The following is a 15,164-nucleotide window of genomic DNA, read 5'->3' on the forward strand; positions in this document are numbered from 1 at the left end:
CTGGTAAAATTGATGAGAGTACAGAGTTTGATAAAACAGATTTCCGAAATACTGTACCGCGTTTTTCGCAAGAGAATAGAAAAGCAAATCAATTGCTGGTTGATTTAATTAACAACATTGCAAAAAGTAAAAATGTAACACCTGCTCAAATTGCATTAGGTTGGTTGTTAGCCCAAAAGCAATGGATCGTTCCAATTCCGGGGACAACAAAACTTCACAGACTTGAAGAAAACAATTTTGCAGTTAATGTTGAGTTTACAAAGGATGAACTAAGTTTGATCGATGAAGCTTCATCTAAAATTATTTTAAAGGGAGATAGATATTCAGAAAGCAGTCAGAATATGATTGATAGATGAGTTAATAATATTATGAGAAAACAATTTGTTTAAGATGGAAAGAAACATATATGAACAGAGTTACATTAAATAATGGTGTTGAAATGCCGATTCTTGGATTTGGAGTATTTCAGATAACAGATAAAAATGAATGTGAAAAAAGTGTGCTCGATGCTCTTGAAACGGGTTATCGTTCGCTTGATACTGCAGCAGCTTATACGAATGAAACCGAAGTCGGCAATGCAATAAGGAAAAGTGGAATAGAAAGAAAAGATCTTTTATTACAACCAAGTTTTGGGTGCACGATACTGGTTACGAAAACACTAAAAAGGCGTTTGAAAAATCACTGAATAAACTGCAACTTGATTATCTTGATTTATACCTGATCCATCAGCCGTTTGGTGATGTGCACGGTTCGTGGAGAGCGATGGTAGAGTTGTACAAGCAAGGAAAAGTTAAAGCTATTGGTGTAAGTAACTTTCATCCTGATCGTGTAATGGATATTATAACTTTCAATGAAGTTGTTCCCGCAGTTAACCAGATAGAAACTCATCCTTTCAATCAACAAATTGAAGCGCAGAAATTTTTAAAAGAAAATGGAGTACAGATAGAATCCTGGGGACCATTTTCTGAAGGAAGGAACAATCTTTTTCAAAACGAATTACTTCTTTCAATTGCCGCAAAGTACAATAAAAGTTTGGCTCAGGTTGTTCTGCGTTGGCTTACTCAAAGAGGTGTGGTTGTAATTCCAAAATCTGTTAAGAGAGAAAGGATAAAAGAAAATTTCAATATTTTCGATTTTGAATTAAGTGCTGAAGATATGGCTGAAATAGAAAAGCTTGATACGAAAACCAGTTACTTTTTTGATCATCGTGATCCGGCAATTATTAAATGGATGGGCACCATGAAACTTGAAGACTAATTAGAAAATAATAGTAGTTCGCTAGTGTAAATCTTGTAAATCATAATTGGAGTTGATATGAAAAAATCAAATGAGGAAAAAGGGAAATTCGTTAGTCGTCGTGATTTTATTGCTAAATCTACCATTGTGGGTGCAGGTTTAGCAGCTGGACAATTAGCTTGGGCGGCCGATTCTCAAAATCAAAGCAAAACTAAGACTAACAGTTCTGAGAATCCGATGATGTCTTTAGGTAAACGCAAACTCGGCTCTCTGGAAGTTTCGAGTGTTGGAATGGGTGTTCAGAATACAAGCCGCAAGTATGAAACAACAATACCATATCGACCTGAAATGATTAACATAATCCGCACTGCATTTGATAACGGCATCACTTTTTTTGATTCAGCAGAAGCATATGGTCCTCTTGAAGTTGAGCGTATACTTGGTGAAGCAGTTGAACCATTTAGAAATAGTGTACAGATAGCAACGAAGTTTGGGTGGAATATTGATCAGGAAACCGGTCAGCGTCTACTTGGTCTCAACAGCAAACCCGATCATATAAAGCTTGTAGTAGAGGGTATGCTAAAGCGACTACGAAACGATCGTATCGATCTGCTTTATCAGCATCGCGTAGATCCGGAAGTACCGATTGAAGATGTAGCCGGAGCGATAAAAGATCTTATGGATCAGGGAAAAGTTTTACATTGGGGTTTATCAGAGATGGGACCGAACACGCTTCGTCGCGCGCATGCAACTCTGCCGGTTACCGCAGTGCAGAATGAGTATTCGATGTTATGGCGTGGACCTGAAAAGGAAATTATTCCGCTTTGCGAGGAACTGGGTATCGGCTTTGTTACGTGGAGCCCGCTTGGAGTTGCCTTCCTTACGGGTGCGATTGATGGAAACACATGTTTTGCTCAGGGTGACATTCGTGGTATCGAATCCCGATTCTCACCAGAGAATCTAGTTGATAACCTGAAGCTTGTGGAGATAGTGAAGAACTGGGCTCAACGAAAGGAAGCAACACCAGCTCAGATCGCACTAGCCTGGCTGATGGCTCAAAAGAATTGGATCGTGCCTATTCCAGGTACAACACAGATGGCCGATATGTTAGAAAATAAAGGAGCGGCTGAAGTTAGACTCACTCCCGATGAATTGACTGAAATAAATTCTGAAGTTCGTGCATTCGAAGTTAAGGGACAACGTCTACGGATTTTGTACTGAACTTTTCTGGCGTTGAAGCTCCGCTTAAAAAGTAAGAGCTATAATCAGAAAAATCAGTAAAAGTGATTTTGTAAATAAAAAGGCAGATAAAATATTGATTTTAGATTACTTGGAATAAGAAAGCTTAATGTTTAAGAATATACAAACAGCTTTTAAAAAACATCAAATGTTTGGAAAGATTTGACAGAATGAAAATAATAAATCCCAGGTTAGGTATGCACGGATTATTGTTACTATTAATTATATTTTTCTTCTGTTCTCTGAAAAATAATAATGCAATGTACGACGATACTCTACCTTATAATTTAGAAGAAAATGGAGATTATCCTAATTTGTCAATCAATCATTCAGTCCGTGATATATTAAGTCATCCGGCATTTAAAGAATTTAGTCAACTTATTTTGCCTTGGGATAACAACACAGATTACTATAACACACTACTACTTGATGTGGGTACTCTTATGCCTTTTCATAATAATGTAGATCCAAATATTGTAGTGAGTTCACTTAACCATATGATTGACCAAGTCAATACGGAAAAAACGATATTCTATAAATTCTATAGCGAAGAGCAGAGGCAGATGGATTCCACCAAAGAATCCACCGGACTTTTTTTCTTTAGAGGAAAGCCTGGATCTCCATTTGCCATTGTGTGCCCAGGAGGAGGCTTTTCTTATATCGGTTCCCTTCATGAGGGATTTCCACTTGCAAAAGAAATAAGTAACAAAGGGTTTAATGCATTTGTTATACGGTACCGTATAGGCAGTGAACAATTTGCCACTGAAGACCTGGCAGCAGCCATATCATATATTTTTAATAATAAGCAAATACTTGATGTCAGTACAGAAGACTATTCAGTTTGGGGCGGATCAGCAGGAGCGCGGATGGCAGGAAATATTGCTTTAAGTGGTCTATCTTCTTATGGCGGTGCTATTCTGCCTAAACCAGCTGCAGTTATCCTTGCCTCCACTGCCCAAGCAATTTATTCAAGTCACTTTTCCCCTGATTTCATTACTGTAGCAACTAACTATAGAATAGTGAATGTTGACACAGTAGATAGACGTGTAGTGAATTTAAGAAATGCAGGGTAGATGTTGAATATCATAAATATCGAAGAGCTGGACATGGATTTGGGCTTGGTACAGGTACGGATGCTGAAGGATGGTTGGGCTTAGCAGTTAGTTTCTGGCAGTGATATATTCAGGAATAATATATTAAATCTTAACAAATACTATCTTGGGAAAGTATTATTACATTAATAATCATGTAGAAATAATAAAGATCGTATCTTAGTAAATCAGCATTGCAAAACATAAATATTTTCACAATTATAAAATCAATAAATAGATATTAGAGTAAATATGAAAGCTTCAATTATCAGATTGTTTCTATTTGTAATGATTTCGCAAATGTCTTTCCCACAGCAAGAAGATATAAATACGTCTGCTACTAAAAACGTGGAACAGGAAATCATAAATCTCTCTAAAAATAAGTGGCAATGGATGGCAGATAAAAATGTAGATACACTTAATATCCTATTTGATGAGAAAGCTGTATTTGTTCATATGGGTGGGTCGTGGGGCAAAGAACAGGAACTTGGAATTATAAAAAGCGGCGGTATCTGGTACAAGAATGCAGAAGTTCACGAAGTATCGGTAAACATTATTGATAATACTGCTATTCTTTTAAACCGAATTACTTTATTGGCTGTCGTTGGTGGTAATGAAGTTACAAATCCTTTTATGGTAACTGAGGTTTATGTGAAAGAAAATAATAACTGGAAGTTAGGTTCGCTTTCCTTTACAAAATTACTTACAACTGCTGATCATTAAAAATTATTAAAGGCATCGAAAATGAAAAAAGTATTTATTGGTTTAGCAGTTCTTATTGGTTGTACACTGCAAGCTCAGCAAACGGTTGTCATTGATACTGTTGGGAAACCAATGATTACCACTGTCTCTGGAATCATTCGTGGTGTAACAGATGGAAATGTTGATAGTTTCAAAGGTATTCCATATGCTGCCCCTCCAATGGGCGCTTACCGCTGGCGTCCACCCCAGCCCGTAAATCCGTGGCTGGGAGTGCGTGATGCCAGCCAGTATGGCTCTTCTTGTGCACAAGCGACCTGGCCAAGAGATACTACAAAGATCCGGGAAAACTCTTCTGAGGATTGTCTGTTTCTCAATGTATGGAAACCATCAGATGCTACACCGGAATCTAAACTACCTGTTATGGTATGGATTCACGGCGGGGCCTTTGTTTTTGGCAGCGGTGATCAAGATGAATTATCGGATGTCCAGTTTGCAAAGCAAGGGGTCATTCTGGTCACATTCAACTACCGTCTTGGTAGGCTTGGTTTTTTTGCATTCCCTTCATTGAGCGACGAATATCCCGATGAACCTAAGGGCAATTACGCTTATATGGACCAGATCGCTGCGCTTAGGTGGGTTCAACAAAACATTGCTGCTTTTGGAGGCGATCCAAAAAATGTTACCATTTTCGGAGAATCTGCCGGTGGTGTATCAGTGCATTCACTCTTAACTATACCAACAGCAAATGGTCTTTTCCAAAAGGCGATCATACAGTCTGGCGGTGGTCGGGATGGTGTTCTTACCGGTAGACCAATACGTGAAGATAATATTGATAAGCATTATCCTGTTTCGGCGGAAACCATAGGAATAAACTTTGCTCGTCGTCATAGTATAGAAGGCACGGACGTGGACGCATTAGCGAAGCTTCGTTCTTTAAGAGTGGAGGAGATTGTAGATGGAGGTTACGAAAATGATGGACAGGGAGCTTTGCCCACTTACTCCGGTCCAACTCTCGATGGTAAGTTGGTTGAAGAAACCGCCGAGAGTATATACGACGCAGGCAGACAGCCAAAAGTACCAATCATAATTGGGTCGAATAGTGCGGAAGTGCCCGCTGGATTTGTAAATGCAAATTCGAAGGACGAACTGCTTGCCTGGTTTGGTAATTTGAAGAACGAAGCTATTAAAGTTTATGATCCTGATAGTACGATTGATTTTGCTAAGATGCTTACTATGGTTAACAGTGATAAAGTCTGGGGGGAACCAGCTCGGTTTACTGCGAATGCTTTTTTCAAAAAGGGTGCACCAGCATACTTATATCTTTTTTCATACGTCTCCGCATCTATGCAGCAGTATATGCGGTTTGGTGCAGCACACGGTTCTGAAATTCCATATGTGTTCAACAATCTTAGAGACCGAAACGGAATCATCGTAACAACCAAAGACCAGGAAGTTGCAAAGATGATGAATACTTATTGGGTAAATTTTGCTAAGACTGGTGATCCAAATGGGAACGGGCTACCGAAATGGCCTGTTTATAATCCCCAAAAGGATGAGATCCTCGAGTTCCGTCCTGATGGATCAGCTATTGGTGAATCAGATCCTAGGAAAGAGAGACTCGATTTAATTGAAAAAACGTCACGACGATGATTATGCGATAGACAGCATCATTGTAGAAATTAAAAACATTTATTAGGTTAAACTATATGAAACATTTCAAAACAATCAGTGAATATTACCATTTTGGCGGTGCTCCACCTCCGGAAAATCCTTTATTTAGTTTAAGAATTCTGGATGTAACAACTCCAATTACAAAAGACATTGAGTTTGTGTGCGATTTCTATTGTATCGGTTTCAAAAAAATTAAATCTGGCGAACTTATCTATGGAAAAACAAAATATGATCACGATAGAGGCTGGATGTATTTTGTTAAGCCCGGTCAAATCCTAACAGCAAGAAAATTACAATTTGCAGAAAAAGGTTTTGCAATTCATCTTAACGAAGATTTTCTTATGGGTCATCCATTATTTAATGAAATAAAAAGTATAGCTTCTTTGATTATGAAATCAGTGAAGCGCTTCACATTTCACCAAGAGAAAAAGAAATTATGTGGTCACTGTTTCACAAAATGGAAACAGAATATCACAATAACCCTGATGAGTTCAGTAAATCAATTATTCTCTCGCACCTTGATTCTCTATTGAAGTATGCTCAACGGTTCTATAAAAGACAGTTCATTGACCGAAAACCATTGATTGGTAAAACAATTACAAAGTTTAATGAATCTCTTAGTTTATATTTTGAAAAAGGAGAAGCAGCAAAAGATGGTTTACCTTCAGTTAACTATATGGCTGCTCAGCTTAATTTATCATCCAAATATTTAAGTGATCTACTAAAACAGGAAACAGGCAAAACCGCGTTGGAGTTGATTCATCTTTTTGTGATCTCTGAAGCAAAAAATTTACTTGTCACTGGTGAGATCAGCATATCTGAAATCGCTTATAAACTTGGTTTTGAAAACCCGCCATATTTCTCACGGTTGTTCAAAAAGGAAGTTGGTATGAGTCCTAAAGAATTTAAAAATCAGATTCTTAATTAATTAAAGTATGATAAATTAAAAAGCTTTTAACCGCAGGATAAAACTTCTGCGGTTTTTTATTCCAACCTCTAAAAACACTAATTTTCCACCCATCCTTTATTGCCCACATTTCATAGTTTCTATTCAAATATTGTTGCCAGGCAACAAACAAATAGATCCAAAATAATTTTTATCAAAAACTAATGAGGTATAGAATGTTAAATGTTACAACTTTTTACAGAACATTTTTATTTTCAATTATTGGATTAGTTATTTATTTATCTACAAATGTTTTTAGCCAGAACATTGAAATCTATGTTAGTGATGCTGGAAATTTTTCTAATCCTCCGTGGAAAATTTTAAAGTTTGATGAAAATGGAGAGAACCCCGAAACATTTATAGACACAGTCCTTGCCTGGCCGCAGGATATTGTTTTTCTTGAAGATCAACAAGTTGTACTGATTTCAAATTTGAATACAGGAAGAATCACAAAGTATAATTCAACAACCGGAGATTATATTGAAAACTTTGCAACCGGAATTGCTGGTCCAACAAGAATGAAAATCGGAACAGATAGCTTGCTTTATGTTTTGCAATGGTCAGGAAACGGCAAAGTAAAACGTTATCAACTGGATGTAACTTTTGTTGATGCATTTACAAGTGTCGGTGTTCCTCAAAGCATCGGAATTGATTGGGATAATAATGGAAATTTATATGTATCATCATATTCGGGTGATAATGTTAGAAAGTTTGATGCCAACGGAAATGATTTGGGACTTTTGTAACCTCTAACTTAGCTGGACCAACTAATATCTGGTTTGATGACAATGGCGACCTGTTAGTGATTGATTATAATGGAACAGCAGTAAAAAGATTTGATTCGACTGGAGTATTTGTCAGCAACTTCATAACCGGTTTGGGTCAGGCAGAGGGAGCAGATTTTTTCTCCAATGGAAATATACTTATCGGAAACGGTGTAACTCATTCGGTTAAGATGTTCGATAGTAACGGTGTTTACATAGAGGATTTTATTCCAAGCGGTTCAGGTGGTCTGATGAATCCAAATGCGGTGGTTATCAGAGAAATAAATGTGTCCTCAGTTTCCGATGATGGTGATCTTGTTGCCAATAGTTTTATCTTGGAACAGAATTATCCCAATCCATTTAATCCAAGTACCAAAATAAGTTGGCAGTCTCCTGTAAGCGGTTGGCAAACATTAAAAATATTCGATGTTCTTGGCAGAGAGATTGAAACCCTGGTTGATGAATTTAAAATGCTGGTTTTAATTCTATTTTATATACTGTAAATTCATCCTTGTCTAGTGGAGTTTATTACTATCAACTAAAAGCAGGAAACTTCATTCAAACAAATAAAATGGTTTATTTAAAATGAGAAAAATCATTAATAGCATTTTTTATCTTGCATTATTCTTAACAATTAATCTGGTTGCTCAGCACAAGCTCGATGATTATGGTGCGTTGTTTATTCAAGCAATAAATTCTGCCTCTGAAGCTGAACAAAGAGAAATTATATCAAGAATATTTTCTCAATCTGCTATTAATGAAGTTGGAATTGATAGACTGCTTGGCTTGGTAAAACAATTACACGATAGTTATGCCCCCATAGTATATCATCATTCAGAAACCTTAACCTTTAACAAGCCTGAAGGTATGAGCTATATTATGCATATCTATGCTAAGAAAGATGGCGACGTGATGTGGCAGGATTTTCAAATGCGGCTTGATCCTGAACCGCCTAACAAATTAAAGACAATAGGATTTATTGCTGAGGTTTCAGAACCAATTACTCTTCCCAATGGAAGCATTGAACAGAAAGAAACGCTTGACTGGCTTAATAGTTATATCCAGACGTTAAATTCAAAATATGATTTGTATGGAAGTATTTTGATTGCAAGAGGAATAATATTCTTTTTGAAAAATATTTTGGATTTGCAGATAAGGAAAAAACTACTCCAATTAATCCAAATTCTTTATTTGGAATGGCTTCCGGTGGAAAAATGTTTACAGCATTATGTATCGCTAAATTAGTCGAGGATAAGAAGCTGAATTATAACGATCATATAACAAAATATATTGATGGCTTTTCAGATAAAACAAAAGCGGATAAAATAACAATACACAACTTACTTACTCATACATCAGGAGTAGAACATTATTGGTGGGGACAAAAAGCGGAAGCTTACAGTAATGCAGTTACAATCAATGATCACCTAAAAATGGTTTTAGATGTTGGGTTTAAAAGTGATGCGGGAAAAGAATACGAGTATAATAATTCAAACTATATTCTGCTGGGAGCGATCATCGAAAAAGTTTCCCGAACGGATTACTTTACCTTCGTTAAAGAAAATATTCTTGATAAAGCCGGGATGAGTAACAGCGGTTATTTTAACAATGAAACAAATAATACTGTCTCTCCATTGGTTCGATCAGAAAAAGGTGATAGTTGGATTGAGGTCGAAAGAGTAAAAAGGTAAAGGCAGTTCTGCCGGAGGTTCTTATTCCAACGTTAATGATATGTTAAAATTTTCTAACGCGCTAAAAAATAATTTAATTGTTTCAAGGGAAACGTTTAAAAACATGATATCAATTAAAAACAATAATATGGTTGCTACCGAAGATTATGGTTATGGATTTATAATTGGTAAATCGGCTCGGGAGATAAGTTACGGACATGGCGGCACAGCAAAGGGAGTCAATTTTGAGTTCAGATATTTTCCTAATTCTGATATAACATTTGTTATATTCTCTAATCAGGATAATGGTGCTTATGATGATTTAAAGCGGAATACTATTAAACTTATAACCGGAGAAAGATAAAATACATTGTTGTTGGTGGTGATTGTAAACAGGTTATTGAAGACTATCTTTTTAGCAAGAATAATTAAAATTAATGTTTATGAACAGCATTAAAAAACTCGACGTTGTTAATTGATTTGATAATAAAATTGATTTAGCTTATAATCTCCTTTACCCGCCCAACTTCACCTGTTTCAAGTCTTACTTTATTCCGTGCGGATGATTGGGAGATTTTGTCAGAATATCTTTAACAATACCTTCTGTAAGTTTGCCTGTATGTTGGTCTTCTTTCAAAACTATTTTTACTTGCATTCCTGTTTTTATATCAGAACGTTTAATCTCACTCATTTAAAATATCCTGTTTGGTTCTATAATAATCTCCACATCATTTTTACAGATTGAAAGTGATAACTTCATAGCTTTTATTAATTTTATGCGTGGTAAAAATAAATAAAATAAAGTCATTACAAGAAAACAACCTTCTTATAAATTTTATAAAAGATTTGGTGTAATGAATAATATTGAAAACCTTGGCTTTAATAATTAGTTTGGGGAATCCATCCTTTCGGGAAAAGATAGAGTTGATTTTTCTAAACCCACCGACCTCAAAATTGTAAGAGTTATAAGCATAAATAAAAAATAGTTTAGTTGTTTCTAACGGTGAGATATATTTTAATTATATCTTTATAAATGAAACCAATAATATTTTAAAGAATCTAATTGAATCAACTTTCATCAAACCAACAAGCATTTAACACAATTAATTAGGAGAAAATAAAATGGAACAAGCAGTTCAAAATACACCAGTATCAATGCCCCGTATCGGCGATAAAGCCCCATCATTCAAAGCAGTAACAACACAAGGAGAAATTAATTTTCCAGCAGATTATTCCGGCAAATGGGTAATCTTATTCAGTCATCCGGCGGATTTTACACCAGTGTGTACCTCTGAGTTTATGACTTTTGCTACTATGGAAAAACAATTTGAAGAGGCTAACTGTAAACTTGTTGGTCTTTCTGTCGATGGACTTTACAGTCACATTGCCTGGTTAAGAACTATAAAAGAAAAAATCGAATACAAGGGAATGAAAAATGTTGAAGTAAACTTTCCTTTGATTGAAGACATTACAATGAATGTTGCAAAAACTTATGGAATGCTTCAGCCGGGTGAAAGCACAACAAAAGCAGTTCGTGCAGTTTTCTTTATCGATCCCAAAGGGATAATAAGAGCAATAATTTATTATCCGTTAAGCCTGGGAAGAAATTTTGATGAGCTTTACAGAGTTATAATTGCACTTCAAGCTGCAGATGAGTTTGGTATTGCAACTCCCGCTGATTGGAGACCAGGCGATGATGTTATAATTCCTACCGCTGGTTCATGCGGTACGGCAAAAAATCGTATGGATGGAAAAGAAAAAGACTTAACCTGCCATGATTGGTTTTTCTGTACAAAACCAATCAGCAAAGATGCTGTTATGAAAGCAGTCTTGAAGAAAAATAAACAAGTATTTTTCAATTAAAACTTAAAGCCGCAGAAAATTTTCTGCGGCTTTTTATTAAATAACAAACGGTCTATTTAATGAATGTTAATAGTAATTAAAATATTGTCATTATTTATAGTAAGAATATTTGAGATTTTTATGAAAACTTTAATTCTCTTTACATTTGCTTGTTCACTCTTATTTTTTTATCCTACACTGCTGTTTGTTTTACAAAAATCATTTTCTAAATTGCATTACAGCAGCATCAACTATAAATATAATTCATCTAAATCTTAAAGGCGCATAATGAAAAGAGTATCATTCTGTATTATCATCCTTTTTGGGAACAGTTTATTTGTCGGCACAGGAAAACTATTTATTGTACAATTCCTATCTTGCACACATCTCAGCAGCTAACTCTTCTTTAAGATTGAATGAAAAGATGGAAGCAAAGCGTTGGTTGAATAATGCTCCAGAACAATTTCGCGGCTGGGAGTGGAATTATCTAAGCAAGAGAATAGACGGCAGCATAAAAATAATAGATTTGAAAGATGTTGCCCCCACCAAAATAGCTTACAGCAATAATGGAAAGTTTATTGCTTTCGGAGATACAAAAGGAACGATTCATATTCATAATTCCGAAACTCTGGAAGAAGTAAAATTAATCTCCGGTCATTTTAAACTCTGTTTACTCTGTAAAGTTCAATCCCGACGACACTAAACTTATTTCTGGTTCACGCGATACAACAATTCGAATCTGGGCTTTTAATTCCGGCAATGAACTATCAAAAATTTTTACAGGCGCACGGGGACTTGCCGATGTTGATATTTCTCCCGATGGCAAAAAAATTATTTTTTGCTCGTGGTATCTAAAAGAAAGCGGAGTGAATGGTTTGATCAGTCTTTATGATTTTGAAACTAATGAAAAAATCTGGACAACAGATTATAACACCCACCCATTGGTTGCTGTAAAATTTAGTGCCGATGGAGAACGATTCGCTGTCGGAAGCTGGGAAGCAAATGCGAGTATTTGGGAATTGGGTAATCTTTCTAACCCCAAAATTTTTGACTTTAGCGATGTTAAGGAATACTCTGCGGTTGATAATATCGCTTTCAGCCCGGATGGAAAGTTTATTGCAGTTGCAACAAAAATGCAACTCCCAGAGTTTGGGAAATTGAAACTGGAAAATTAGTTTACGAATTACGCGGACATCAAAAGCCGGTTATTTCTATCGCTTACAGCATGGATGGAAAGCAACTATATACAAGTGGTAATGACGCAACAATTATAATCTGGAATGCCGAATCAGGGAAAAAAATTAGCAGAATATTTGGACACGAAGATAATGTTTCATCAATTTCAACTTCTCCCGATGGAAAATATTTTATTACCTCATCTGCAGATAAAACAGTTCGGCTATGGAATGCAGAAAACGGCTTAGAGTTTTCAGATCCTAACGGAAGACACAAAGATATAATGTATGCTTTTGATTTAAGTGACGACGGAAAAATTCTTGCTACTGGCGGACCAGACTCTACATTAAGCATCTGGAATGCAGAAACAGGAAAGTTGATCAGCAACTACCCCGTGCTTGATGCAATTGTAAATGCAGCAGCATTAAGCCCCGATAATAAATATGTTGCTGTTTGCAATTGGAATCCGGCAGTAAAAATTTATGATACCCAAACGGGAAAACTTTATCGCGAATTAACTGGAATGAATTATGGAAGCGGCAAACTATTTTATTCAAACGATGGCAAATTTGTTTCTGCTATATCACAGAAGAAAGAGTTGTATGTGTGGCAAGTTGAGGGGGGAGATATGGTAGCCAAACTTCCACTTGAGTCCCGTCCGTTCGCACTTGCAGTAAGTAATAATTCGAAAATTATTGCAACGGGAGAAGACAATGGTAAAATAATATTATGGGACGCAGAGTCGTTTGAAAAAATATTAGAAATAAACGCACATAAGGGCGCACCAAACGAAGTAGTTTTTTCAAAAGATGACAAAACATTTTTTAGTGGAGGCGAAGATAAAATTGTAAAAATGTGGGATGTACAAACAGGAAAACTTATAAAAGAATTTGATGGACACAATCAAAGGGTTTATACTTTAGATACTTCACCTGACGGAAAAAGATTAGCAACGGGCTCATCAGATCTTACAGTTAAGTTATGGGATATTGAAACAGGCGAACCGACACTAATACTTTCTGATTTTACAAATCCCGTTTATCAGGTTCGCTTTTATCCCGATGGAAAAAGTTTAATTGTAAACTCTATGGGTGTTGAGATTGTTTTGTATAGAACGGAGTAAACAGATTTTGGTATAACGGTTCGGAGCTAAAAGAAGTGACGGATTAGATGCACTAAACTGTCTATACGCATAGTCTTTATTAATTGCGCAACTGTTTATATTCGCACGTCCCCCGCCAATTTTTTTAGATGCTGCTACCTGCAGGCATTTTTCATTTCGAATAATTTCCCATTTTATTTTTGTAATGGATAGGTGAATTTATCAGCATATTTGTCAATGATTTTTCCAATCATTAAAAGTTTAAAGTCTTCATATCTTTTCCCAACCACCTGAATGCCAATTGGTAATGAATCCTTTGTTAATGCAATAGGCATTGACAACACAGGGCTTTCAGTTAATGTAAATGGTGTAGTGTAAGCTTGTGTTGCCATATAGTAATGTATCTCTTGATTATTGACCATCAAGGGATTGTTATATATGCTGAAATTTCCGTATGATTTACTTGGGGCATGATGATTAAATGCAGTAACTGAGCTGACGGGACAAATAAATACATCATGTTTATACAGGAAATTTTCCATAATTGTTATCATAGTGTCCTGGATATTCAAGGCAATCATATATTTCTCTACGGATGTAGGTCTTACAATGTTTTGATGCATCGGGACATTTTTCAATACACATTTTGTAAAAGGTAATCCCAACCATTTTACAAAATTAGATGTATTGTAACCACCTTGCATACCTACAAAACTTCCCCAGGTTTTCCATGCCAGATAAAAATTTAAGTCAGGAAATATTTTAACAACTGTTGCCCCTGCTTTTTCCAATTTCTCAACATAATTTTTAATAGCTTTTTTAATCTCATCATCCACCGGAACACCGCCAAATTCATCTGTCCATGCAATTTTCAGGGTTTTAATATTCAATGTATCTGTGCATTGATTAAGCGGTACAAGTCTTTGGTCGGTAGTTGTGGTTTGCGCAATTATTTGCATAGCAAGTTCCAAATCGTCAATATTTCTTGCCAGAGGTCCGGCAACAGCCAGCGACTTTAATCCATTAATCTTTTCCTCTGGGTCAGTTTGAATTCCGTTTAATGAAACTACACCAAAAGTAGGCTTGAAACCATAAACACCACAATAAGCAGATGGAAGACGAATTGAGCCTGCAAGGTCATTTCCAAATGACAATGGTGTCATCCCTGTTGCTAATGCCGTTGCACAGCCACCGCTACTACCTCCGCTGGTTCGGGTGGTATCCCAAGGATTATTTGTTTTTCCGAAAATCGGATTGTCTGCCTGCATATCCATAGCCAAAACGGAAAGATTGGTTTTACCAATTATAATCGCTCCTTCTGACAAGAGGAGTTTTACTATTTCTGCATCCTGGTCAGGAACATTATTTTTCAAAGGCAAATAACCAGCTGTTGTTGTCAGTCCTTTGGTTTTATAGTTATCCTTAATTGTGATTGGGACACCATGGAGTTTCCCCCATATTTCTCCTTTTGCGAGTGCCAAATCTGCTGCTTTGGCTCTTTCGAGTGCTTGCTCTTTATTGAGAAGCACTATGGCTTTATAAGTACTGTTTTGCTTTTCAATTTGCTCGATATATGCCGAAACAACTTGATACGAACTGATTTTACCAGCTCTAATTTCTGAGGCAAGATGGCCTGCCGATTCAAATAAAATGTTGTTTTGTCCCATTGCCTGATTGATTAAAAAAATAAGAAGAATGAATAAAATTGTCTGTTTCATAATTATA

The 15,164-nt window shown here is 36.2% G+C and carries 12 protein-coding genes and 5 pseudogenes; 15 read left to right on the forward strand and 2 right to left on the reverse strand.

The annotated features are described in order from the left end of the window. The 11 genes and pseudogenes from IPH11_10290 to IPH11_10340 all read left to right on the forward strand — a co-directional run. On the forward strand, positions 1 to 356 hold a 356-nt coding region (locus IPH11_10290), incomplete at its 5' end, for an aldo/keto reductase (GenBank protein ID MBK6914016.1). Positions 357 to 406: 50 nt separating this feature from the next. Further along, positions 407 to 1,257 (forward strand): annotated as a pseudogene (locus IPH11_10295) (aldo/keto reductase). 57 nt (positions 1,258 to 1,314) lie between these two features. Beyond that, positions 1,315 to 2,492, forward strand: a pseudogene (locus tag IPH11_10300) (aldo/keto reductase). 303 nt (positions 2,493 to 2,795) lie between these two features. After that, a pseudogene (locus IPH11_10305) lies at positions 2,796 to 3,652 on the forward strand (alpha/beta hydrolase). A 166-nt stretch (positions 3,653 to 3,818) separates the two neighbouring features. Further along, positions 3,819 to 4,289, forward strand: a complete 471-nt coding sequence (locus IPH11_10310; GenBank protein MBK6914017.1) for a nuclear transport factor 2 family protein — start codon at positions 3,819 to 3,821, stop codon at positions 4,287 to 4,289. Positions 4,290 to 4,310: 21 nt separating this feature from the next. Next, on the forward strand, positions 4,311 to 5,918 hold the full coding sequence (locus IPH11_10315) for a carboxylesterase family protein (GenBank protein MBK6914018.1): 1,608 nt from the start codon (positions 4,311 to 4,313) through the stop codon (positions 5,916 to 5,918). A gap of 56 nt (positions 5,919 to 5,974) precedes the next feature. Then, positions 5,975 to 6,867: pseudogene (locus IPH11_10320) on the forward strand (AraC family transcriptional regulator). Between the two features lie 194 nt (positions 6,868 to 7,061). After that, positions 7,062 to 7,631, forward strand: coding sequence for a hypothetical protein (locus tag IPH11_10325; protein MBK6914019.1), 570 nt, complete (start codon positions 7,062 to 7,064; stop codon positions 7,629 to 7,631). Between the two features lie 56 nt (positions 7,632 to 7,687). After that, on the forward strand, positions 7,688 to 8,152 hold the full coding sequence (locus tag IPH11_10330) for a hypothetical protein (GenBank protein ID MBK6914020.1): 465 nt from the start codon (positions 7,688 to 7,690) through the stop codon (positions 8,150 to 8,152). Positions 8,153 to 8,770: 618 nt separating this feature from the next. Continuing rightward, entirely contained in the window at positions 8,771 to 9,340 is a 570-nt protein-coding gene (locus tag IPH11_10335; protein MBK6914021.1) for a beta-lactamase family protein, read from the forward strand. Positions 9,341 to 9,380: 40 nt separating this feature from the next. Continuing rightward, a complete protein-coding gene (locus IPH11_10340) occupies positions 9,381 to 9,683 on the forward strand; it encodes a serine hydrolase (protein ID MBK6914022.1) in 303 nt (100 codons plus the stop codon). A 133-nt stretch (positions 9,684 to 9,816) separates the two neighbouring features. Here the strand turns inward: IPH11_10340 and IPH11_10345 are convergent. Continuing rightward, a pseudogene (locus tag IPH11_10345) lies at positions 9,817 to 10,010 on the reverse strand (YwbE family protein). A gap of 431 nt (positions 10,011 to 10,441) precedes the next feature. Between IPH11_10345 and IPH11_10350 the strand changes: the two are divergent. The 4 genes from IPH11_10350 (at position 10,442) to IPH11_10365 (ending at position 13,460) form a co-directional block, all read left to right on the forward strand. Continuing rightward, positions 10,442 to 11,182 carry a peroxiredoxin gene (locus IPH11_10350; protein MBK6914023.1) on the forward strand — a complete coding sequence of 247 codons (741 nt, stop codon included), beginning with the start codon at positions 10,442 to 10,444 and terminating at the stop codon, positions 11,180 to 11,182. Between the two features lie 340 nt (positions 11,183 to 11,522). Beyond that, complete coding sequence (locus tag IPH11_10355) at positions 11,523 to 11,864, forward strand: hypothetical protein (protein MBK6914024.1); 342 nt, start codon at positions 11,523 to 11,525, stop codon at positions 11,862 to 11,864. Then, positions 11,818 to 12,336, forward strand: coding sequence for a PD40 domain-containing protein (locus IPH11_10360; protein ID MBK6914025.1), 519 nt, complete (start codon positions 11,818 to 11,820; stop codon positions 12,334 to 12,336). The genes IPH11_10355 and IPH11_10360 overlap by 47 nt, the downstream gene beginning before the upstream one ends. Before the next feature lie 50 nt (positions 12,337 to 12,386). Next, a complete protein-coding gene (locus tag IPH11_10365; protein ID MBK6914026.1) occupies positions 12,387 to 13,460 on the forward strand; it encodes a WD40 repeat domain-containing protein in 1,074 nt (357 codons plus the stop codon). Between the two features lie 173 nt (positions 13,461 to 13,633). Here IPH11_10365 and IPH11_10370 read toward each other — a convergent pair whose 3' ends face one another. Further along, on the reverse strand, positions 13,634 to 15,157 hold the full coding sequence (locus IPH11_10370; protein ID MBK6914027.1) for an amidase: 1,524 nt from the start codon (positions 15,155 to 15,157) through the stop codon (positions 13,634 to 13,636). Positions 15,158 to 15,164: the final 7 nt, after the last annotated feature.

Source organism: Ignavibacteriales bacterium, from assembly GCA_016709155.1.
Classification (GTDB): domain Bacteria; phylum Bacteroidota; class Ignavibacteria; order Ignavibacteriales; family Ignavibacteriaceae; genus JADJEI01.